At 55.3% G+C, this 22,020-nt stretch carries 17 protein-coding genes and 1 pseudogene; 10 read left to right on the top strand and 8 right to left on the bottom strand.

Going from position 1 to position 22,020, the window contains the following annotated elements; translation table 11 throughout:
* Positions 1 to 11: 11 nt before the first annotated feature.
* The 3 genes from EM595_RS00600 to argC are packed head-to-tail and all read right to left on the bottom strand — an operon-like array spanning position 12 to position 3,047.
* A complete protein-coding gene (locus EM595_RS00600) occupies positions 12 to 1,226 on the bottom strand; it encodes an argininosuccinate synthase (protein WP_067426763.1) in 1,215 nt (404 codons plus the stop codon).
* A 25-nt stretch (positions 1,227 to 1,251) separates the two neighbouring features.
* Positions 1,252 to 2,028: an acetylglutamate kinase gene (gene argB, locus EM595_RS00595; RefSeq protein ID WP_067426761.1), complete on the bottom strand. Its 777-nt coding sequence runs from the start codon at positions 2,026 to 2,028 to the stop codon at positions 1,252 to 1,254.
* A gap of 14 nt (positions 2,029 to 2,042) precedes the next feature.
* A complete protein-coding gene (argC, locus tag EM595_RS00590; RefSeq protein WP_067426759.1) occupies positions 2,043 to 3,047 on the bottom strand; it encodes an N-acetyl-gamma-glutamyl-phosphate reductase in 1,005 nt (334 codons plus the stop codon).
* 178 nt (positions 3,048 to 3,225) lie between these two features.
* Between argC and argE the strand changes: the two genes are divergently transcribed.
* Together argE and ppc are read left to right on the top strand one after the other, a co-directional pair.
* A complete protein-coding gene (argE, locus tag EM595_RS00585) occupies positions 3,226 to 4,377 on the top strand; it encodes an acetylornithine deacetylase (protein ID WP_067426756.1) in 1,152 nt (383 codons plus the stop codon).
* Between the two features lie 240 nt (positions 4,378 to 4,617).
* On the top strand, positions 4,618 to 7,269 hold the full coding sequence (ppc, locus tag EM595_RS00580; RefSeq protein WP_067426753.1) for a phosphoenolpyruvate carboxylase: 2,652 nt from the start codon (positions 4,618 to 4,620) through the stop codon (positions 7,267 to 7,269).
* An 82-nt stretch (positions 7,270 to 7,351) separates the two neighbouring features.
* On the opposite strand, the gene metF is transcribed toward ppc, so the two are convergent.
* The 3 genes from metF to metB form a co-directional block, all read right to left on the bottom strand.
* On the bottom strand, positions 7,352 to 8,257 hold the full coding sequence (gene metF / locus EM595_RS00575; RefSeq protein WP_067426750.1) for a methylenetetrahydrofolate reductase: 906 nt from the start codon (positions 8,255 to 8,257) through the stop codon (positions 7,352 to 7,354).
* A gap of 220 nt (positions 8,258 to 8,477) precedes the next feature.
* Positions 8,478 to 10,913 (bottom strand): bifunctional aspartate kinase/homoserine dehydrogenase II, encoded by a 2,436-nt coding sequence (locus EM595_RS00570; RefSeq protein WP_067426748.1) that lies wholly within the window; start codon positions 10,911 to 10,913, stop codon positions 8,478 to 8,480.
* Between the two features lie 2 nt (positions 10,914 to 10,915).
* Positions 10,916 to 12,076, bottom strand: a complete 1,161-nt coding sequence (metB, locus tag EM595_RS00565) for a cystathionine gamma-synthase (protein ID WP_067426747.1) — start codon at positions 12,074 to 12,076, stop codon at positions 10,916 to 10,918.
* 271 nt (positions 12,077 to 12,347) lie between these two features.
* Here metB and metJ point away from each other — a divergent pair.
* A pseudogene (gene metJ / locus EM595_RS00560) lies at positions 12,348 to 12,664 on the top strand (met regulon transcriptional regulator MetJ).
* A 71-nt stretch (positions 12,665 to 12,735) separates the two neighbouring features.
* On the opposite strand, the gene rpmE reads toward metJ, so the two are convergent.
* Positions 12,736 to 12,948, bottom strand: a complete 213-nt coding sequence (rpmE, locus tag EM595_RS00555) for a 50S ribosomal protein L31 (protein WP_067426744.1) — start codon at positions 12,946 to 12,948, stop codon at positions 12,736 to 12,738.
* Between the two features lie 214 nt (positions 12,949 to 13,162).
* On the opposite strand from rpmE, the gene priA reads away from it, so the two are divergent.
* From priA to rraA, 6 genes are all read left to right on the top strand, one after another.
* A complete protein-coding gene (gene priA / locus EM595_RS00550; RefSeq protein ID WP_067426741.1) occupies positions 13,163 to 15,358 on the top strand; it encodes a primosomal protein N' in 2,196 nt (731 codons plus the stop codon).
* A gap of 186 nt (positions 15,359 to 15,544) precedes the next feature.
* A complete protein-coding gene (gene cytR, locus EM595_RS00545) occupies positions 15,545 to 16,582 on the top strand; it encodes a DNA-binding transcriptional regulator CytR (protein ID WP_067426739.1) in 1,038 nt (345 codons plus the stop codon).
* Positions 16,583 to 16,748: 166 nt separating this feature from the next.
* Positions 16,749 to 17,768, top strand: a complete 1,020-nt coding sequence (ftsN, locus tag EM595_RS00540; protein ID WP_067426737.1) for a cell division protein FtsN — start codon at positions 16,749 to 16,751, stop codon at positions 17,766 to 17,768.
* A gap of 91 nt (positions 17,769 to 17,859) precedes the next feature.
* The gene (hslV, locus tag EM595_RS00535) at positions 17,860 to 18,390 is read left to right on the top strand and encodes an ATP-dependent protease subunit HslV (RefSeq protein WP_067426735.1); all 531 of its coding nucleotides are present in this window, start codon (positions 17,860 to 17,862) and stop codon (positions 18,388 to 18,390) included.
* A gap of 11 nt (positions 18,391 to 18,401) precedes the next feature.
* Positions 18,402 to 19,736, top strand: a complete 1,335-nt coding sequence (gene hslU / locus EM595_RS00530) for an ATP-dependent protease ATPase subunit HslU (protein WP_067426733.1) — start codon at positions 18,402 to 18,404, stop codon at positions 19,734 to 19,736.
* Positions 19,737 to 19,927: 191 nt separating this feature from the next.
* Positions 19,928 to 20,413 carry a ribonuclease E activity regulator RraA gene (gene rraA, locus EM595_RS00525; protein ID WP_067426731.1) on the top strand — a complete coding sequence of 162 codons (486 nt, stop codon included), beginning with the start codon at positions 19,928 to 19,930 and terminating at the stop codon, positions 20,411 to 20,413.
* Positions 20,414 to 20,464: 51 nt separating this feature from the next.
* On the opposite strand, the gene zapB is transcribed toward rraA, so the two are convergent.
* A complete protein-coding gene (zapB, locus tag EM595_RS00520) occupies positions 20,465 to 20,704 on the bottom strand; it encodes a cell division protein ZapB (RefSeq protein ID WP_067426728.1) in 240 nt (79 codons plus the stop codon).
* Between the two features lie 444 nt (positions 20,705 to 21,148).
* On the opposite strand from zapB, the gene EM595_RS00515 reads away from it, so the two are divergent.
* Entirely contained in the window at positions 21,149 to 22,009 is an 861-nt protein-coding gene (locus EM595_RS00515; protein WP_067426726.1) for an MIP/aquaporin family protein, read from the top strand.
* Positions 22,010 to 22,020 lie beyond the last annotated feature (11 nt).

The raw sequence follows: 22,020 nt of genomic DNA, 5'->3' as shown, positions 1-22,020 counted from the left end.
AGCCCGCTTGCTTACTTTTTCTCGTTCAACGCACGGATACGTGAAGACAGTGAGAAAAGACGGATAAAACCGCCCGCATGACGATGGTCGTACACTTCATCTTCGCCAAAGGTAGCAAACTCTTCCGAGTAAAGGCTGTTGGCAGATTTTTTCTGCGTTGCCGTCACCTGGCCTTTATAGAGTTGCAGTACCACTTCACCATTCACATCCTGCGCCAGCGCTTCAGCTGAAGCCTGCAGCGATTTACGTAACGGCGCAAACCAGCGACCGTCATACACCACGTAAGACATTTCCAGGCCTAACTGCTCACGCCATTTAAAGCTGTCCCGATCCAACACCAGCTGCTCAATCGCTCGCAACGCATTGACCATAATGGTGCCGCCAGGGGTTTCGTAGCAGCCACGTGATTTGATGCCGACCAGACGGTTTTCCACGATATCGATGCGGCCAATGCCGTGCTTCGCACCGATCACGTTGAGTTTTTCCAGGCACTGGAACGGCGTCAACGCTTCGCCATTGACGGCAACCACGTTGCCTTTTTCCACGGTGATAGTGACCTGTTCAGGCTGATCCGGCGCATCCTGCGGATCCACTGTCCATACCCAGCAATCTTTGTTCGGTGCATTCCATGGGCTTTCCAGCACGCCGCCTTCGGTGGAGATGTGCCAGGCATTTTCGTCACGGCTGTAAATTTTTTCCAGCGAAGCGGTGGTTGGAATGTTACGCGCCTTCAGATAATCGAGCAGCGCTTCACGGGACCGTAAATCCCATTCACGCCACGGTGCCACCACTTTCAGCTGTGGTGCGAGCGCGGTATAGGTGGTTTCGAAACGAACCTGATCGTTGCCTTTACCGGTAGCGCCGTGGCACAGCGCATCGGCGCCCACTTTTAATGCCAGCTCAACCTGCGCTTTAGCAATGATAGGACGGGCCATCGAGGTGCCAAGTAGGTACGTACCTTCATACAGCGCGCCGGTTTGCAGCACCGGATAAACGTAATCACGGATAAATTCTTCACGCAGGTCAACCACATGACATTCAGACGCACCGGACTGCAGCGCTTTCTGCTCAACGCCTTCCAGATCGCCACGCTCCTGGCCGATATCCGCAACAAAGGCGATCACTTCACAGCCGCCATAGTTCTCTTTCAGCCATGGAATGATGGCTGATGTGTCGAGGCCGCCGGAGTAAGCCAGAACGATTTTTTTGATGTCTTTGTTTTGCATTTCAAAATCCTTGAACAAATGTGCGTTAAGCGAGAATCCGGGTGCCAATCGACACACCGTTAAACAGAGCGGGCAGCTGTTCGGCGCTGCGCCAGCTGGCAATATCCACCGGACGGCCCAGCGTGCGGGCGGCATCCAGCGCGGCGTTAACTTTGACAATCATGCCGTCGGTAATAATGCCTTCTTCAATCAACTGGTCCGCATAGGCCGCCGTCATTTCGGCGATGCGCTGGCCTTTGCCATCCAGAATGCCGCTGACATCCGACAGCAGAATCAGGTCGGCGCCCAGCGTGGCTGCCAGCGCGGTGGCAGCCTGATCGGCGTTAACGTTCATCAGCGCACCGGCTTTGGTAATGCCGATAGAGCTGATCACCGGGATAAAACCGCCGTCCAGCAACGTATTCAACAATCGTGGTGAACCTGGCGTCGCCAGCCCCACATGGCCAAGCTCTTCGTCGAACTGCTCAACGTTGACGCTGCCGCCATCGCCGAGGCAAAGACCCACGCTGTCGAGACCATATTTAGTGGCCCACGCCAGCAGCGTTTTGTTGGCGGTACCCGCCAGCGCGCCGGTAATAATGTCAATCTGATCGGCGGGCGTTACGCGCAGACCATTTTTCTTCTGCACCGGCAGCGCCAGCTTTTTCATTAGTTCATCAACCAGATAACCGCCGCCATGGACGATTAACAGCGGGCGCTGATGCGACTGCCGCCAGCTGACCAGGGCGTCAAACAGGCGCGTCAGCGCTTCTTCGCTGTCTAACAGCACGCCGCCCAGTTTAATAATTAATGGATTGGTCATAACCTGTTTGCCCGTTAGATAAGAGACTCTGTTTCAGGGAAACCGAAACGAATGTTTAAGCACTGAACGGCCTGCGATGAGGCGCCCTTCAGCAGATTATCTTCTACCGCTACCACGATGATGTGCTCACCCTGTACCGCAAAGCCAATGTCACAGAACGGCAAGCCAACTACAGATTTCAGCGCGGGCATGCCTTTTTCATACAAACGGACCAGCGGTTTGTCGTCATAGGCTGCTTTGAACGCCGCCGCGACGTCATCCTGAGTCACGCCCGGTTTGAGGCGGCAGGTGGTGGTGGCAAGAATGCCGCGCGGGAAACTCCCCAGGTGCGGCGTGAAAATCACCGGCGTACCCAGATGAGCAACAATTTCAGGATGATGGCGATGGTGGAAGATACCGTAAGCGTGCAGGCTGACTTCGCAGAAGCTGTTGTTCATCGTGGCTTTGCGTCCGGCGCCGCTGACGCCGCTGGTGGCGTTGATCACCGGCCATTGTGCATCGTTAAGCAAACCCGCTTCGATTAACGGCTTAAGTGACAGCTGGGCAGCGGTAGGATAGCAACCCGGCACTGCAATGAGCTGCGCCTCTTTAATGCCATCACGCTGCCATTCGGCAAGCCCGTAAACGGCTTTATCGAGCCACGCCTGATGCTGATGAGTAAAACCATAATATTGCGTATAAAAATCGGCATCATTGACGCGGAATGCACCGGAGAGATCGAACACCACGCAGCCCGCTGCCAAAAACGCCGGAGCCAGATCGTGACTCACTTCATGCGCAGTGGCCAGAAACACCACGTCGACCTTGTCAGCAAACTCGGCTGGGTCGCTAAGCGGTTGTAAGGGCAGGTCAACAACACCTTTTAGCTGCGGATGCAGATCCGAAAGTAACTTTCCGGCGTCCGGGCTTTGCGCTGAAACCGCTAAAGCGGTTATGGTCATATGCGGGTGGCGATTTAAATAAGTCGCCAGTTCCACACCAGCATAACCACTGGCACCGACTATTAACGTATTCAACATCAGGCTGTATCCCTTGTTACAGTCAACATTTCGGGCCGCAGCAGCGCTGCATCAGACCCACGATAACCAACGGGGTGCGGAGCGAGAAATTACGGTTTGCATCCATCACCGGTTAATGTATTTTTATTCACTATTAATGCATGAATATTGATACATCCTAACTCAAGGACCGTCAACAGTGAAGACAAAATTACCGCCTTTTATCGAACTATACCGCCAGTTGATCGCCACACCATCAATCAGCGCCACCGACAGCGCGCTGGATCAGAGTAATGAAACTTTAATCAGTTTGATGGCTGGCTGGTTCCGCGATCTGGGCTTCAGCGTTGAAGTCCAGGCGGTGCCAGGCACACGCAATAAATTCAACATGCTGGCAAAAACCGGCAGCGGCGCAGGCGGACTGTTATTGGCCGGTCATACCGATACGGTCCCTTTTGATGATGGACGCTGGACGCGCGATCCCTTTGTGCTTACCGAGCATGAAAATAAGCTTTACGGGCTGGGCACCGCCGACATGAAAGGCTTTTTCGCGTTTATCCTTGATACGCTACGTGACGTCGATTTAACCACGCTGAAAAAACCGCTCTATATTCTCGCTACCGCTGACGAAGAGACCACCATGGCGGGCGCAAAGTATTTTTCTGAGACCACCAGCCTGCGCCCCGACTGCGCGATCATCGGTGAGCCAACCTCACTGAAGCCGGTGCGCGCACATAAAGGCCATCTCTCCAACGTGATTCGTATTGAAGGACAATCAGGGCACTCCAGCGATCCCGATCGCGGCATTAACGCCATTGAACTGATGCACAGCGCCATCGGCCATTTAATGACGCTGCGTAATACCCTGAAAACCCGCTACAACCATGATGGCTTTGCCATTCCCTATCCCACAATGAACTTCGGCCATATTCACGGCGGCGATGCGGCCAACCGCATTTGCGCCTGCTGTGAACTGCATATGGATATACGTCCTTTACCGGGCCTGACGCTGAGCGAGCTGGATGGTTTGCTGAATGAGGCGCTGGCACCCGTCAGCGCACGCTGGCCGGGCCGGGTTACGGTTGCCGAGCTGCATCCGCCGATTCCTGGGTATGAATGTCCCCCTAATCATGAACTGGTCGCCGTGGTGGAAAAGCTGCTCGGCGTCCCCACTGAAGTAGTGAATTACTGCACCGAGGCACCGTTTATCCAGACCCTGTGTCCAACGCTGGTGCTGGGTCCTGGCTCAATCAATCAGGCGCATCAACCCGATGAATTTATTGATACCGCATTCATTAAGCCGACACGCGAGCTGATTACTCAGGTTGTGCACCATTTCTGTCATCATTAAATAACAAAAGGGGCAATTCACTGCGGTTTCAGTCAATTGCCCCTGCTTTATGCCGTCTTTGGCGATAAGAATAACTTATCGCGCTTCTGCTCTGTTAAATCACATAAATAACTGACAGTTAGCGGCACATTACCGCCTGTTTAACGCAATTGACGAACGGTTCGTTACATGGCTAGATAAAAGACGATGTTATGCCCACGTTGGTGCATAGTTCAAATTCGATAAGGGTGTCAGGGTCACATGAACGAACAATATTCCGCAATGCGAAGTAATGTCAGTATGCTCGGCAAACTGCTTGGCGACACGATTAAAGAAGCGCTGGGAGAGAACATCCTTGAACGGGTGGAAACCATCCGCAAGCTGTCAAAATCATCACGTGCCGGAAATGACGCCCACCGCCAGGAATTGCTGACCACGCTGCAAAATCTCTCTAATGATGAACTTTTACCGGTTGCACGCGCTTTCAGTCAGTTCCTGAATCTCACCAACGTGGCTGAACAGTTTCAAACCATTTCGCATACCAGCGAAGGCGCTAATCATCCGGAACTGCTGAAGAAAACCTTTGACCGCCTGAAACAGCAGCCGGATCTGAATGAGGCAGCGATCCGGGATGCGATTGAATCGCTCTCCCTGGAGCTGGTACTCACGGCGCATCCAACCGAAATTACGCGCCGTACCCTGATCCATAAGCTGGTGGAAGTGAACACTTGCCTGAAGCAGCTCGATCACAACGATATTTCTGATTACGAACGCAACCAGATTATGCGACGTTTACGCCAGCTGGTGGCGCAGGCATGGCACACCGATGAGATCCGCAAACACCGTCCTTCGCCGGTAGATGAAGCAAAATGGGGTTTTGCGGTGGTGGAAAACAGCCTGTGGGAAGGCGTGCCGCATTTTCTGCGTGAACTGAATGAACAGGTCGAAGAGACGTTTGGCTATTCATTGCCAGTGGATTTTGTGCCGGTGCGCTTTACCTCGTGGATGGGCGGCGATCGCGACGGCAACCCCAACGTAACCGCGCCGATTACGCGCCACGTGATGCAGCTCAGCCGGTGGAAAGCGGCCGATCTGTTCCTGCGTGACATTGGCGTGCTGGTGTCAGAACTCTCCATGTCAGAATGCAGCGAGCAGGTACGCGAACTGTGTGGCGATCCGGAAGCACTTGAACCTTACCGCGTCATCCTGAAGCGGCTGCGCACGCAGCTGTTTACTACGCAAACCTATCTTGAGCACCGTCTGAAAGGCGAGCGGCTGCCGCGCCCGGCGGATCTGCTGGTCTCCAACGATCAGCTGTGGGAACCGCTGTATGCCTGCTATCAGTCGCTGCAAGCCTGCGGCATGGGCATTATTGCCAACGGTCATCTGCTGGACACGCTGCGCCGCGTGAAATGCTTTGGCGTGCCGCTGGTGCGCATCGACATTCGTCAGGAGAGCACGCGCCACACCGATGCCATCGCTGAAGTGACGCGTTACCTTGGCCTTGGCGACTACGAAAGCTGGTCAGAAGCGGACAAGCAGGCGTTTCTGATCCGCGAGTTGAATTCCAAGCGCCCGCTGTTGCCGCGTCAGTGGGAACCGAGCGACGACACGCGCGAAGTGCTGGAAACCTGTCGGGTTGCGGCGGAAGCACCGCAGGGTTCTATCGCCGCCTATGTTATTTCGATGGCGAAGAAGCCTTCCGACGTGCTGGCGGTACATTTACTGTTAAAAGAAGCGGGCATCACTTTCGCCATGCCGGTAGCGCCGCTGTTTGAAACGCTTGACGATCTGAACAACGCTAACGATGTGATGAATCAGCTGCTGAGTATCGACTGGTATCGCGGCTTTATTCAGGGCAAACAGATGGTGATGATTGGCTATTCTGACTCGGCGAAAGACGCGGGTGTGATGGCTGCCAGCTGGGCGCAATATCACGCGCAGGATGCACTGATTAAAACCTGCGAAAAAGCGGGCATTGCCCTGACGCTGTTCCACGGACGCGGCGGCACCATCGGTCGCGGCGGCGCGCCTGCGCATGCGGCATTGCTGTCACAGCCGCCGGGCAGCCTGAAAGGCGGCCTGCGTGTAACCGAACAGGGTGAAATGATCCGCTTCAAATATGGCCTGCCGGAAGTCACCATCGCCAGCCTGTCGCTTTACACCGGGGCAATTCTGGAAGCAAACCTGCTGCCGCCGCCGGAGCCGAAAAAAGAGTGGCGCGACATTATGGATAAGCTGTCTGCGGATTCCTGCGAAATGTATCGCGGCTACGTGCGTGAAAATCCGGACTTTGTTCCCTACTTCCGCTCGGCAACGCCGGAGCAGGAGTTAGGCAAACTGCCGCTCGGCTCGCGTCCGGCTAAACGTCGTCCTACCGGCGGCGTTGAATCCCTGCGTGCCATTCCGTGGATTTTCGCCTGGACGCAGAACCGTCTCATGCTGCCAGCATGGCTGGGTGCCGGCGCGGCACTGCAAAAAGCGATGGATGCTGGCGATCGCGATCAGCTGGAAACCATGTGCCGCGACTGGCCATTCTTCTCCACGCGCCTTGGCATGCTGGAGATGGTGTTCTCCAAGGCCGACCTCTGGCTGGCAGAATATTACGATCATCGTCTGGTGGATAAAGCGCTATGGCCACTGGGCAAACAGCTGCGCGATCAGCTGGAAGCGGATATCAACGCGGTGCTGACTATCGCTAACGATGCCCACTTAATGGCCGATCAGCCGTGGATTGCCGAGTCGATTGCGCTGCGCAACGTCTATACCGATCCGTTGAACGTGCTTCAGGCTGAACTGCTGCACCGTTCACGCGAGCAGGAAAGCCAGGGCGGCGAACCGGATCCGCGGGTTGAGCAAGCGCTGATGGTAACCATTGCTGGCGTAGCTGCCGGTATGCGCAACACCGGCTAAAGCACACGTTGATGCCGACGTTCTGGCGTCGGCAGACATAAAAAAACCAGCCATCGGCTGGTTTTTCTTTTTTTGGCGAGGCTCACACCGCACTGAGCGCCGATGCAGGACGTACGCCAAGCGTATGACAAATGGCGTAGCTCATCTCCGCGCGGTTCAGCGTATAGAAATGGAAATCTTTCACGCCTTCGCGGCTGAGAATTTTTACCATATCCATCGCCACATTGGCGCCCACCATTTTGCGCGTTTCCGGATCGTTATCCAGCCCTGCAAACATCGCGGTCATCCAGTGCGGAACGCGAACGTTGGTCATCGCCGCGAAGCGTTGCAGCTGTTTGAAATTAGACACTGGCAAAATGCCCGGCACGATTTCAACATCAATGCCGGTTGCCACACAGCGGTCGCGGAATCGCAGATAGCTTTCCACATCAAAAAAGAACTGCGTGATGGCGCGGTTGGCGCCCGCATCGATTTTACGCTTCAGGTTAATCAGGTCTGACTGCGCGCTTTTGGCTTCCGGGTGGACTTCCGGATAGGCCGCAACGGAGATGTCAAAATCGCCGACCTCTTTCAGCAGGCCGACCAGATCGGTTGCGTACATCGCCGGTTTACCGCTGTCAGGCGGCAAATCACCGCGCAGTGCCACAATATGGCGAATGCCGTTATCCCAGTAATCCTGCGCAATCGCCCGCAACTCATCACGGCTGGCGTCGATGCAGGTCAGGTGCGGCGCGGCTTCCAGACCGGTACGATCTTTGATGCCTTTAATAATGCTGTGCGTACGGTCGCGCTCACCGGAGTTGGCGCCGTAAGTAACAGAGACAAATTTGGGTTTCAGGCTGCTGAGGCGATCGATGGAGCTCCACAAGGTCTGTTCCATTTCACTGGTGCGCGGCGGAAAAAACTCAAAGGAGACATTAATTTGCCCGTTCAGCTCTGCCAAACTTTGGTTTAATGCTTCGCGCTGGTTGGCGTGAAAGAAACTCATAGCCCGTTACCTCATCAATCGCTGCGGTGAAAACCCCCACTGCACATCTATACGTTTAGACGTCCAGACATTCAAAATGACGGATTTTGGCTACATCGTCAACAGGTAATTGATCATCAAAGGGTGACAAATATTCATACAACATGAACATCGTTCATGTTGCCGGATGAATTGAAGGAAAGGATATTACGCTGGCGCGCGGATGGCGCCAGCCAAAGCGTTACAGCAACTGCGCCAGACGATTGATATCAGACTGAATAGCGCCAGCGGTGACATCACGACCGGCACCTGGACCGCGGATCACCAGAGGATTATCACGATACCAGCGGCTTTCAATCGCAAACACGTTATCGCACGGCAACAGCGCAGCCAGCGGATGTTCCGGCCGCACCGCTTCAACACCCACGCGCGCTTTGCCGTGTGCATCAAAACGTGCCACATAGCGCAGCAGCAGCCCCATCTCCTGCGCCGCTTCCAGCCGTTGCAGCATATGTTCATTCAGCGCGTCGGCATTCTCGAAAAAGTTATCGATGGAGCCGCCTTCACAGCCGGCGGGCACCAGCGACTCGACCCGCACCTGATCCGGTTCGATGTCATAGCCCGCTTCGCGTGCCAGGATCACCAGCTTGCGCATGACATCCTGACCCGACAGATCAACGCGCGGATCCGGCTCGGTTAAACCCTGCTGCCATGCCTGATCGACCAGTTCGCTGAACGGCACCGTGCCGTCAAACTGCAAAAACAGCCACGACAGCGTGCCGGAAAAAATGCCGCTGATCGACAGAATGGTATCGCCACTTTCACGCAGATCGCGCACCGTATGGTTTACCGGCAGGCCTGCGCCCACGGTGGCGTTATAAAGCCAGTGGCGACGAGTTTTGGCAAACGCATCGCGAATTTGGCGCCAGGTGCGGCTGTCTGAACCGCCCGCCACTTTATTGGCGCTGATGACGTGAAAACCGTGGCTGGCAAAATCGAGATACTGGTCGGCCAGCGAGGCGCTGGCGGTGACGTCCAGCACCACGAGATCGTCATAGGGGTGAGATCGCATCCAAAGAAACAGCGATTCTTCATCGCGCTCAGTTGCTTCATCATCAAAAAAGGCCAGCGCCCGGCTGGCATCCAGACCTTCGGCATCCAGCAGGCTGCGACGGCTGTCTACCACGCCAGCCAGCACAAACTCAAAGCCAGTTCTCGCGGATAACGTCTCGCGATCGCGGGCAAACAACTCCAGCCAGCGTGAACCGATGTTGCCTTTGCCAAACAGCATCAGGCCGATACGCTTTTCAGCACGGAACAGCGACTGATGTAGCCCCTGAATCAGGTGTTGTGTCGGGCCTACGCGCAGCACCGCAACCAGGCTAATGCCCTCTTCCGACTGCCAGACAAATTCAACTGGCTGATCTTTGATCTCCTGCCAGAAACGGTGGCTGTGCAGCGGGTTGCGGCTGACACCTGCGCCAACCAACGCCACTAACGCCAGCCCTTCGCGCAGTTGCAGATGGCCCGGCAGGTTCGCTTCCTGTAACAGAATGAAAGCGCTGTTGACCACCTCGGAGGTGTAGCAGAGCTGCAACAGACGGCGATCGCTGTGCACACCCACCGCCAGCGGACGCAGCTGCGCGCGTTTCAGCAGCGCGTCGATATCTTTTTGCAGCAGCCTGAAGTCATGATGCGACGGCGCGACGAATTCAATCAGGCAGACGTCATCGTGGCTGGTGACGATGCGTGCACCAGTGCCGGACGCGAGCACGCGTTCAATACGCGTTGAACCCTGCTCAGGCTGATAGCTGCAGCGCAGTTGCAAATCGATATCGCTGCCGGAAACCGGCTGCAAGGTACGTGTATGCAGCACCGGTGCCGCCAGGCGAGCCAGCTCGCTCGCTTCATCGAGCCGCAGCAGGGGCAGCAGACAGGCATCTGAGACTTTGCGCGGATCGGCACTGTATACACCGGCGACATCACTCCAGATGGTGACACGATGAACGCCAGCCAGCGCACCAATCTGCGTGGCGGAATAGTCGGAACCGTTACGGCCCAGCAGCACGGTTTCACCTGCCTCGTTGCCGCTGATAAATCCGGTGACGACCAGCCGTTGATGAGGATGCTGCGCCAGCAGCGTTTGCAGCAGCGGCCAGGATTTGCCTTCATCAACCTGCGGCTGCGCGGCGCGCTCGGCGCGCAGGAAAAGGCGGGCATCGAGCCAGCTGGCGGCCAGATCGCGCTGGCTGAGCACCGCCGCCATTAAGCGGGCAGACCAGATCTCGCCGTGGCCGACCACTTCTGCGTAAACCGCTTCTGACGACGGGCCATCAAGCAGCGCCGCCAGCTTTTCCAGATCCTGAATAAAGGTGGCAATCATTGGGCCGGCAATATCAGCAGGCAACAGGCTGCTCATTAATTCGGTCTGAAAACGGCGCAGCGCCTGTTGTACCTGATGCGCAGAAAGGCGATCGCTGTGGCTCAGCTTTAACCAGCTGATCAGCTGATTGGTGGTGCTGCCAGCGGCAGAAACCACGATGATGTCGCCTGGCTGGCTATAGCTGGCGATAATATCCGCCACGCGCTGATAACACCGGCTGTCCGCCAGGCTGCTGCCACCAAATTTATGAAGCTGTCTTGTCACTGGCGTCCTTGCTGCTGCTGAAATTGTCATTATTACCTCTCGGCTGCGATCCGGAATGCATTATCCAGATCCGCGATTAAATCTTCATGATCTTCTATGCCGACTGAGATCCTGAGCAGCGTGTCGGAGATGCCCGCCGCCGCGCGCGCTTCTGCTGACATGCCGGCATGCGTCATGGTCGCGGTATGTGAAATCAGACTCTCCACGCCGCCCAGTGATTCGGCCAGAGTAAACAGCTCCAGCGCCTTGAGAAAACGGCGCAGCCGCTGCTCATCGCCATCCAGTTCAAAACTTAACATGGCGCCGAAACCGCGCTGTTGACGCACCGCATATTCATGGCCCGCGTTTTCCGGCAGCGACGGATGATAGAGCTTTTTCACCAGCGGTTGTTGCTGCAGATAGTCCACAATCGCCAGCGCATTTCGCTGTGCCGCTGCCATGCGCGGTCCCAGCGTGCGCATGCCGCGTAGCAACAGATAACTGTCAAACGCAGAACCGGTAACGCCAATGTTGTTGGCCCACCAGGCGAGCTCAGTGGCGTGCGCGGCTTCTTTTGCGACCACCGCACCGGCAACCACATCGGAGTGGCCATTAAGATATTTGGTGCAGGAGTGGATCACTAAATCGGCACCCAGCGCCAGCGGGTTTTGCAGTGCCGGGCTGAGGAAGGTGTTATCGACCACGCTGATGGCACCTGCGTCGCGGGCTGCCTGACAAATGGCGGTAATGTCGACCACACGCAGCAGCGGATTACTGGGGCTTTCCACCAGCACCAGCTTAGGCTTTTCGCTCAGCGCTGCCTGCAGCGCTGCGGCATCATTTTGGTCGACGAATTTCACACGGTAGGCACCGCGCTTGCTCTGGCTGTCAAACAGCCGATAGCTGCCGCCATAACAGTCGTGCGGCGCCACCAGTAAATCGCCCGGCTTCAGGAACAGAGTGCACACCAGATGAATTGCCGACATGCCGGTATTGGTCATCACCGCACCGGCACCGCCTTCCAGCTCGGCCAGCGCGCGCTGTACAACATCGCGCGTCGGATTACCGCGACGCGAATAGTCATGGGCACGCGGCTCGTTGAAGTCAGTGAAGTTATAGGTGCTGGAGAGATGAATCGGTGGGACAACGCAGCCATATTGCTCGTCATCATTCAAACCGCTGCGGACTGCGATGGTTGCCTGTTTACGCGTCATGGTGCTTACTGTTCCTGAAGGCCACAAAAAAGAGCTCACAGGATAACATTCCAATAATAGACGTCAATACATCTGGACATCTAAATGTCTTTGCGTATAGATTGAGCAACGTCGCAATAACCGTTAAGATTATGCGTCATCGCCTGTCAAAAAAATCGCGCATCCACCAGAAAATCTGAGCCTTTGATTCAGCGGTATTAGTGAGGCGCGGTAAAATCGGGCATAATTGGCTGATTTTCAGCAATATAACGTTTAATGATTAAGGTACCCCATGGCTGAATGGAATGGCGAATATATCAGCCCATACGCTGAGCACGGTAAAAAGAGTGAGCAGGTAAAAAAATTACCGTTTCCATCCCTCTGAAAGTTTTGAAAATTTTAACCGATGAGCGCACGCGCCGTCAGGTAAACAATTTACGGCATGCCACCAACAGCGAACTGTTATGCGAAGCGTTTTTGCATGCTTTTACCGGGCAGCCGCTGCCGGACGATGTCGATTTGCGCAAAGAGCGTAATGACGAGATCCCGGAAGAAGCGAAAAAGATTATGCGTGAAATGGGTGTCGATCCCGATACCTGGGAATACTGAAACGCAGACATAAAAAAACCCAGCCGAAGCTGGGTTTTTTCTTGCCGCCGACAACCTGTCGGCGCCGGATCTTATTTGCTGCCCGGGATGCTGAAGCGCTTGTTAAAGCGGTCAACACGGCCACCGGTAGCAACTTCACGCTGCTTACCAGTGTAGAACGGGTGGCACTGACCACAAACGTCCAGGTTCAGATCGTGACCCATGGTTGAATGGGTTTTGATCACGTTACCGCAGGTACAGGTAATGGTCACTGCTTCGTATTTTGGGTGAATACCTTTTTTCATGGAAAACCTCTGTGAAGGCCGTGTCGCTCTTCGTGCCAGGTCAATCCTGCACGACACCACACGCGGATTAATAAGTTAGGTGTCTTTCGATACGGAATAGCAATATCAAAGGCGGCAAACTATACAGAAGAAGAATGTTCACTGCAATCAGATAAGCATTTTTCCGACAACCCAGTGTACACTAACTGGCCATTTTTTTCACCCGGATAATGACATGCCCGTTGTACAGGTTGTGCTTCCCGTTCCTCTCGCCCGCAAATTTGATTACCTGCTGCCCGCGACGCTGACGCCTGCGGTAGGCGGTCGCGTGAGCGTGCCGTTCGGTAACCGCAAAATGGTGGGGATCGTGGTGGGATTCAGCGAGCAGAGTGATTTTCCGGAAGCGCAGCTCAAGCAGGTTGTTGAGGTGATCGACCACGCCTCGCTGTTTCCTCCTTCACTGTGGCGCATCCTGCAGTGGGCCGCCGACTATTACCATTTCCCGCTGGGTGAAGTGCTGTTTCACGCGCTGCCGGTGCTGATTCGTCAGGGAAAACCGGCACAAAGCGCACCGTTGTGGCAGTGGGTGATCAGCGAACAAGGCAAGGAAACCGCGCCAGAAAGCCTGAAAAATGCGCGCAAGCAACAGCAGGCGCTGGCCATGCTGCGTCAGCGTCCGATCTATCGTCATGAGGTGAGCGAGTTCGATCTCACCGACAAAATCCTGCAGACGCTGCGGGCCAAAGGACTGTGTGAGTTGCAGGAACATGCGCGCGCGCAGCACGACTGGCGCACAGACTTTCGCGTCAACGGTGAAAGGCTGCGCCTGAATACCGAGCAGGCGATGGCCGTGGGCGCCATCAGAGCGGAAGATGCACACTTTTCCGCCTGGCTGTTAAACGGCATTACCGGCTCGGGTAAAACGGAAGTCTATTTAAGCGTGCTGGAAAACGTGCTGGAAAGCGGCCGTCAGGCGCTGGTGCTGGTGCCGGAAATTGGCCTGACGCCGCAGACTATTGCGCGCTTTCGCGAGCGTTTTGCAGTGCCGATCGACGTTCTGCACTCTGGCCTGAATGAAGGCGAACGTCTGGCGGTTTGGCTGCGTGCCAGGCAGGGCGAAACGGCGATTGTGATTGGCACGCGTTCGGCGCTCTTTACGCCGCTGGCGCGCCCCGGCGTGATCATCATCGACGAAGAGCACGACAGCTCTTATAAACAGCAGGAAGGCTGGCGTTATCACGCCCGTGACCTGGCGGTGTTTCGCGCGCGCGAAGAGAACATCCCCATTATTATGGGTTCGGCCACGCCCGCACTGGAAACGCTGCATAACGCACAGAGCGGAAAATACCGCATGCTGATGCTGAACAAACGAGCCGGCAACGCCAGCACCGCGCTGCAGCAGCTGATCGATCTCAAAGGCGTCAAAGTAGTGGGCGGCCTTTCTCCCGCGCTGATCGCTAAAATGCGCCAGCATCTTAATGCGAATAATCAGGTGCTGCTGTTTCTTAACCGGCGCGGCTTCTCACCGGCACTGATGTGCCACGACTGCGGCTGGATTGCCGAGTGCCAGCGCTGCGATCACTATTACACGCTGCATCAACAGCATCGTCAGCTGCGCTGCCACCATTGCGACAGCCAGCGTCCTTTGCCCTGGCAATGTCCGCAATGTGGATCAACGCATCTGGTGCCGGTTGGCCTGGGAACCGAGCAGCTTGAGCAGAACCTCAGTCAGCTATTTCCCGATGTGCCGCTGTCGCGCATCGATCGCGATACCACCAGCCGCAAAGGGGCGCTGGAGCAGCATCTGGCCGATGTACATCGCGGCGGCGCCCGCATTCTCATTGGCACGCAGATGCTGGCAAAAGGCCATCACTTTCCTGATGTCACGCTGGTCTCGTTGCTTGATGTCGACGGCGCGCTGTTCTCCGCTGACTTTCGTTCAGCGGAGCGATTTGCACAGCTTTATACTCAGGTCGCAGGCCGCGCCGGCCGTGCAGGTAAACAGGGCGAGGTGCTGCTGCAAACGCATCATCCCGATCATCCGCTGCTGCAGACGCTGCTGCAGCACGGCTATGGCAGTTGGGCGCAGCAGACTCTGCTGGAGCGTAAAGCGGTTTTTCTGCCGCCGTTCACCAGCCATGCGCTGTTTCGCGCCGAAGACAATGACAACCAACAGGCCAGTGCCTTTTTACAGCAGTTGCGTAATCTGCTGGAAGCCTGCCCGTTAAACGATGTTTCTCTGTGGGTAATGGGCCCGGTGCCGGCGCTGCTGGCTAAACGCAGCGGGCGTTATCGCTGGCAGCTGCTGTTGCAGCACCCTTCTCGCGCGGTGTTGCAGCGCCTGCTAAAAAGCACGCTGCCGCTGATTACCACCCTGCCCGCCGCGCGAAAAGTGAAATGGACGCTGGATGTCGATCCCACCGAAAGTTAAGCGCTGAGGTTATGCGAGAGGGATCTAAAAAAGCCGCACAAGTCACAATTTTTATGCAAATTAAGTAACGGCTTGCTATACCAATCTGTTAATAAGAGATCGCTGAACCGGCAACGGTCATGACAGCCCCACAAAACAAGATTTCCAGTTGGTCAGGTCAGCGTTGCTGGCGTGAGGAGAAAAGCGTTGGAGCAGAAACACCCACCGGCGGCGGCCACCATGAAGGATGTGGCAGAAAACGCGGGCGTTTCAACCGCGACCGTATCGCGCGCGTTGATGAGCCCGGAAAAAGTATCCGCAGCAACACGACAGAAAGTAGAACAGGCGGTGGTGGCGGTGGGATACTCTCCCCATGCCATCACTCGCAACGCCCGGCGCGGCGAATCGCGCACCATTCTGGTTATCGTCCCGGACATTTGCGATCCCTTCTTCAGCGAAATCATCCGCGGCATCGAAGTGACCGCTGCCGGAGAGGGTTATTTGGTGTTAATCGGCGACTGCGCGCACCAGAATCAGCAGGAAACCACCTTTTTAAACCTGATGCTCACCCGGCAGATTGATGGCATGGTGCTGCTCGGCTCGCAGCTGCCTTTTGATGCCAGCGTGGAAGAGCAACGCAACCTGCCGCCAATGGTAATGGCCAACGAGTTTGCGCCAGAGATGTCGCTGCCAACGGTGCACATCGATAACCTGACCGCAGCCTTTGAGGCGGTTAATCATCTGTGGGAGCTGGGCCACCGGCGCATCGCCTGCGTTGCGGGGCCGGAAGCGATGCCGCTGTGCCACTATCGTCTGCAGGGGTATGTGCAGGCGCTGCGCCGTCATGGCATGACGGTCGACCCGCGCTATATTGTTCGCGGCGACTTTACCTTTGAAGCGGGTGCTGCCGCCCTGAAACAGCTGATGCTACTGCCACAACCCCCGCAGGCCCTGTTCTGTCACAGCGATATTATGGCGCTCGGGGCGATGGCACAGGCAAAAACCCTGGGCCTGCGTATTCCGCAGGATCTCTCGCTGGTGGGATTTGATGATATTGAGCTGTCACGTTACAGCGATCCGCAATTGACCACGGTGGCGCAACCGCGTTATGCGATAGGCCGCGAGGCGATGCTGCTATTACTGGAGCAGCTGCAAGGCAGACGTGTCAGCAACGGCTCACGCCTGCTCGATTCCGAGCTAAAAGTACGCGGCAGCACCACCCGAGCGACCGCGCGGGGGAAATAAGCCCGGGCAAGCGATATTCAGTCGATTCCTGGTGCACACTCTTCTGGTCAAACTTCCAGCCCTTGAGTAACATGGCGGACTTATTGCCGGGCATTCAGATGGGTCTTTTGCGTGATCTCACGCCGTTGTCCCCGGCTAACGTTTTATTAAAAGTAACGGAACGAGAGTGGCACAAAAAGATTATGTCGGCCGTGGCCGTTCAACGGCGACGCGTCGTAAAAAGGGAAGCACCCGCAGTAGCAAGGGCGGCAAGAAAAGCGCAGGCGGATCTGGCGTCTCAAAACTGATGATAGTATTGGCCGCTGCCGTTCTGGTAACGTTCGCCGGTGGTCTGTGGTTTCTCGCTCACCACAAAAAAGATGACACGCCGATCATTTCCGATCATAAAACCCCAGGCAATGGTTTACCGCCAAAGCCGGAAGAGCGCTGGAAATATATCAAAGAGCTGGAAAATCGCCAGATTACCGTTCCGGTTCCCACCGAGCCGTCTGCAGGTGGTGAGGTGCAATCCCCAACCCAACTGACCGACGAGCAGCGCCAGCTGCTGGATCAAATGCAGGCCGACATGCGCCAGCAGCCTACGCAGCTGAATGAAGTGCCGTGGAATGAGCAAACGCCCGCGCAGCGCCAACAAACGTTGCAGCATCAGCAGGTGCAACAACGTCAGCAGCAGCAGTTGCAACAACAACAGTTGCAGCAGCAACAGCAGCAGCGCCAGCAGCAGCTACAACAGCAACAGCAGCAGGCCCAGCAACGTCAGCAACAGCATCAACAACAGTTGCAACAGCAGCAGCAGCAACAAGCGCAGCAGCGCCAGCAACAACAGCAACAACAGCGCCAGGCTCAGCAGCAAAACAGCAGCGTCAATCAGCCTGCGCCGGTGACGGCAGCGAAACCTACCGCAGCCCAACCTTCGCGTAGCGAAGAGACGGCAGCCGCTAAACCAAAAGCCGCGACGTCTCAGCGCTGGATGGTGCAGTGTGGATCGTTCAAAGGTACCGATCAGGCTGAATCAAGCCGCGCACAGCTGGCCTTTGAAGGTTTTGAAAGCCGGATTACCAATGGCGGTGGCTGGAATCGCGTGGTGATCGGTCCTTACAGCAGCCGTGCCGCCGCTGACAGTACGCTGAAACGTCTGCGCGCCTCTGGCCACTCGAACTGCATTCCTCTCTCCCTCGGGGGTTGAAACCCGATAAACCTACCCCATATCTTGTTGCATTATGCTTCGCGCCCTGCTGGCGCGAAGCGCTTTTCCCACTGTAACAAGGGGTCTGCCCGTGACAACAATAGTAAGTGTACGACGCAACGGCCAGGTAGTGATTGGCGGAGATGGCCAGGCTACTCTCGGCAATACCGTCATGAAAGGCAACGTCAAAAAAGTGCGTCGTCTCTATAACGATAAGGTGATCGCAGGCTTCGCAGGCGGCACCGCAGATGCCTTCACGCTCTTTGAACTTTTCGAACGTAAACTGGAAATGCATCAGGGGCATCTGGTTAAAGCAGCCGTTGAGCTGGCAAAAGACTGGCGTACCGATCGTATGTTACGCAAGCTGGAAGCCCTGCTGGCGGTGGCGGACGAGAACGCATCGTTAATTATTACCGGTAATGGTGATGTCATTCAGCCCGAAAACGATCTTATCGCGATCGGCTCTGGTGGTCCTTACGCACAGGCAGCGGCTCGCGCTCTGCTGGAAAACAGCGAGCTGGGCGCACGCGACATCGTTGAAAAAGCGTTGGGTATTGCAGGCGATATCTGCATCTACACCAACCACAATCACACCATCGAAGAATTATCGTCTAAGGCGTAAGGATATTAACTATGTCTGAAATGACTCCACGCGAAATCGTCAGTGAACTCAACCGTTTCATCATCGGTCAGGATGGCGCCAAACGCGCCGTTGCCATTGCACTGCGTAACCGCTGGCGCCGCATGCAGCTTGATGAAGAGCTGCGCCATGAAGTGACGCCTAAAAATATCCTGATGATCGGCCCAACCGGCGTCGGTAAGACAGAAATTGCCCGCCGCCTGGCGAAGTTAGCCCATGCGCCGTTCATCAAAGTCGAAGCCACGAAGTTCACCGAAGTCGGTTACGTCGGTAAAGAAGTGGATTCGATTATTCGCGATTTGACCGATGCCGCCATCAAAATGGTGCGCATGCAGGCGATTGAGAAGAACAAATACCGTGCGGAAGAGATGGCAGAAGAGCGCATCCTTGATGCGCTGATTCCACCGGCCAAGAATAACTGGGGCCAGCCAGAAGCGAGTGCAGAGCCATCCGCCGCGCGTCAGTCATTCCGTAAAAAGCTACGCGAAGGCCAGCTGGATGACAAAGAGATCGAAATCAATCTGGCCGCTGCGCCGATGGGTGTCGAAATCATGTCGCCGCCGGGCATGGAAGAGATGACCAGCCAGCTGCAGTCAATGTTCCAGAACCTTGGTGGGCAGAAGCAGAATGCGCGCAAGCTGAAGATCAAAGAGGCGATGAAGCTGCTTATCGAAGAGGAAGCAGCCAAGCTGGTTAATCCAGAAGAGCTGAAGCAGGAAGCGATCGATGCCGTCGAGCAGCATGGCATCGTTTTCGTCGACGAAATTGATAAGATCTGTAAGCGCGGCGGCCAGTCTTCAGGCCCGGATGTTTCCCGTGAAGGCGTGCAGCGCGATCTGCTGCCGCTGGTGGAAGGTTGTACCGTTTCTACCAAGCACGGCATGGTAAAAACCGATCACATTCTGTTTATCGCTTCCGGTGCGTTCCAGGTAGCCAGCCCGTCCGATCTGATCCCGGAGTTGCAGGGTCGTCTGCCCATTCGCGTTGAACTGCAGGCGCTGACAGTCAATGACTTCGAGCGCATCCTGACCGAGCCAAACGCGTCGGTTACCGTGCAGTATAAAGCGCTGATGGCGACCGAAGGCGTTAACATCGACTTCACTGACGACGGCATTCGTCGCATCGCTGAAGCCGCATGGCAGGTTAATGAAACCACCGAGAACATCGGTGCGCGTCGCCTGCATACCGTTCTTGAGCGTTTGATGGAAGAGATTTCTTACAACGCCAGCGATCGCAGCGGCGATTCCGTGACCATCGATGCGGAATATGTCGGCAAGCATCTTGATCAGCTGGTGGCTGATGAAGATCTCAGCCGCTTTATTCTGTAACACGCTGTTCATGATGAAAGGAGGCTTCGGCCTCCTTTTTTATTGGTACGGCAGGCGTGCCCTGCTTTCCATCGCCGCGAAAGTTGTCCGCTTTATTGACCTGCCGCAACGATTTAACAATTGATGATTTTGCCAACATCTCCGCGAAAGCGATATACTTAGCGCTCCTGTGGCAAACAGACGAAAATCCTATGAAATATGATACTTCCGAACTCTGCGATATCTATCATGAAGATGTGAATGTGGTGGAACCGCTTTTTTCCAACTTTGGTGGCCGCACCTCTTTCGGTGGACAGATCACTACAGTGAAATGTTTCGAGGACAACGGCCTGTTGTATGAGCTGCTGGAAGAGAACGGCCGCGGCCGGGTTCTGCTGGTAGACGGCGGCGGCTCGGTGCGACGCGCGCTGGTCGATGCGGCGCTGGCTCAGCTGGCAACGCAAAACGAATGGGAAGGCCTGGTTGTTTATGGCTCCGTTCGTCAGGTCGATGATCTGGAAGAACTGGATATTGGTATTCAGGCGATTGCTGCGATTCCTGCCGGTGCGGCGGGTGAAGGGATTGGCGAGAGCGACGTGCGGGTTAACTTCGGCGGCGTGACCTTTTTCTCTGGCGATCACCTTTATGCAGACAACACCGGCATTATTCTTTCTGAGGATGCGCTCGATATCGAGTAAGTGCCGATCGCAAAACGGGTGCCGTGGCACCCGTTCATGCATTCAGAGGACTTAAACCTCTTCCATCTTTCCCAACAGCGCTCGCAGGCGTTCTTGCCATACATGCTGCTCTTCACGCAGATGCTGATTCTCACGCACCAGATTCTCACTGTTGCCCGCTGACTGATGAACTTCATGCTTCAGCGTGTTGTTCTGCTCTTTCAGCTCTTCAATTTCCATCTGCAGCAGGGTGATGGTATCAATCGCCTGCTGTACTTTCGCTTCCAGTTTCTCAAACACTTCAAATGACATCTTATGAATTCTCCTAAATCGCAAGGCGCTGATGATGGTAGCCGCAGATGTCAGGATTTCACAAAAACTCTGCGGATAACAACGATGCAACGATTGTAAGTAGCGCGAGAGTGCAAGTCCAGCAGCTATCCATTACAGGGCGTAGTCTGTAACAATTTTCAGCATATGCCGAATTTTATCTCGTTTGGCAGGCGCTTTTTCACCTTCTCTGGCCGTTGCGTTTCGTTTGCGAAAGTCAAAGATCAGCAAGATATGATGCATAAAGAACACAACCAGACGCGAAAACGAACATTTTTATGACAGAGGACACAATTTTCAATTTCGCTATTTCTCGTTTATGCTCGTTAACGATAAATTTACAACAGCCCTACATTAGATTTGGGTGACTCAAGGAATGAGAACAATTATTGATAAAATTTAACCTCCCCCTTCAGGAATTTCATTATGAGCCAGACAGGTACACCTACGCTTAAAGGTCAGTGCATAGCCGAATTTATCGGCACCGGAATGATTATTTTCTTTGGCGCAGGCTGTGTGGCGGCGCTAAAGGTAGCCGGCGCCAGTTTCGGGCAGTGGGAAATCTGCATCATCTGGGGCCTGGCCGTTTCCATGGCCGCCTATATGACTGCCGGTGTTTCAGGCGCGCACCTTAACCCAGCGGTCACCGTTGCGTTATGTCTCTTCGCCAATTTTGAAGCTCGCAAAGTTGTCCCTTATATCATCGCGCAGGTGGCCGGTGCATTCTGCGCCGCTGCTCTGGTTTATGGACTCTACTACAACCTGTTCCTTGATTACGAACAGAGCCACCACATGATTCGTGGTACAGTTGAAAGCCTTGATTTAGCAGGTATTTTCTCTACTTATCCTAACCCTAAAATCAGCGTTGGCCAGGCCTTCTTAATTGAAGCTGTTATCACGGCAATGTTGATGGGCGTGATCATGGCGCTGACAGATGATGGCAACGGTATTCCCCGTGGCCCGCTGGCACCGCTGTTGATCGGTCTGCTGGTTGCCATTATTGGCGGCGCGATGGGTCCACTGACCGGCTTCGCCCTTAACCCGGCGCGTGATTTCGGACCAAAAGTGTTTGCCTGGCTGGCTGGCTGGGGCAACGTGGCCTTTACCGGTGGCCGTGACATTCCTTACTTCCTGGTGCCGATCTTCGGACCGTTAGTAGGCGCATGTTTAGGCGCGTGGGGCTATCGCTCGTTGATTGCGCGTCATCTGCCGGTTAACGTCAGCGTGATTGAAGAGCCCCACAAAGCGGACAAGCCGGTTGCGCGTACCGAACAGCGTAAAGCGTAATGTTTAACCTT

Source organism: Duffyella gerundensis (assembly GCF_001517405.1).
GTDB classification, from domain to species: Bacteria; Pseudomonadota; Gammaproteobacteria; order Enterobacterales; family Enterobacteriaceae; genus Duffyella; species Duffyella gerundensis.
This window is presented reverse-complemented; position numbering and strand designations above follow the sequence as displayed.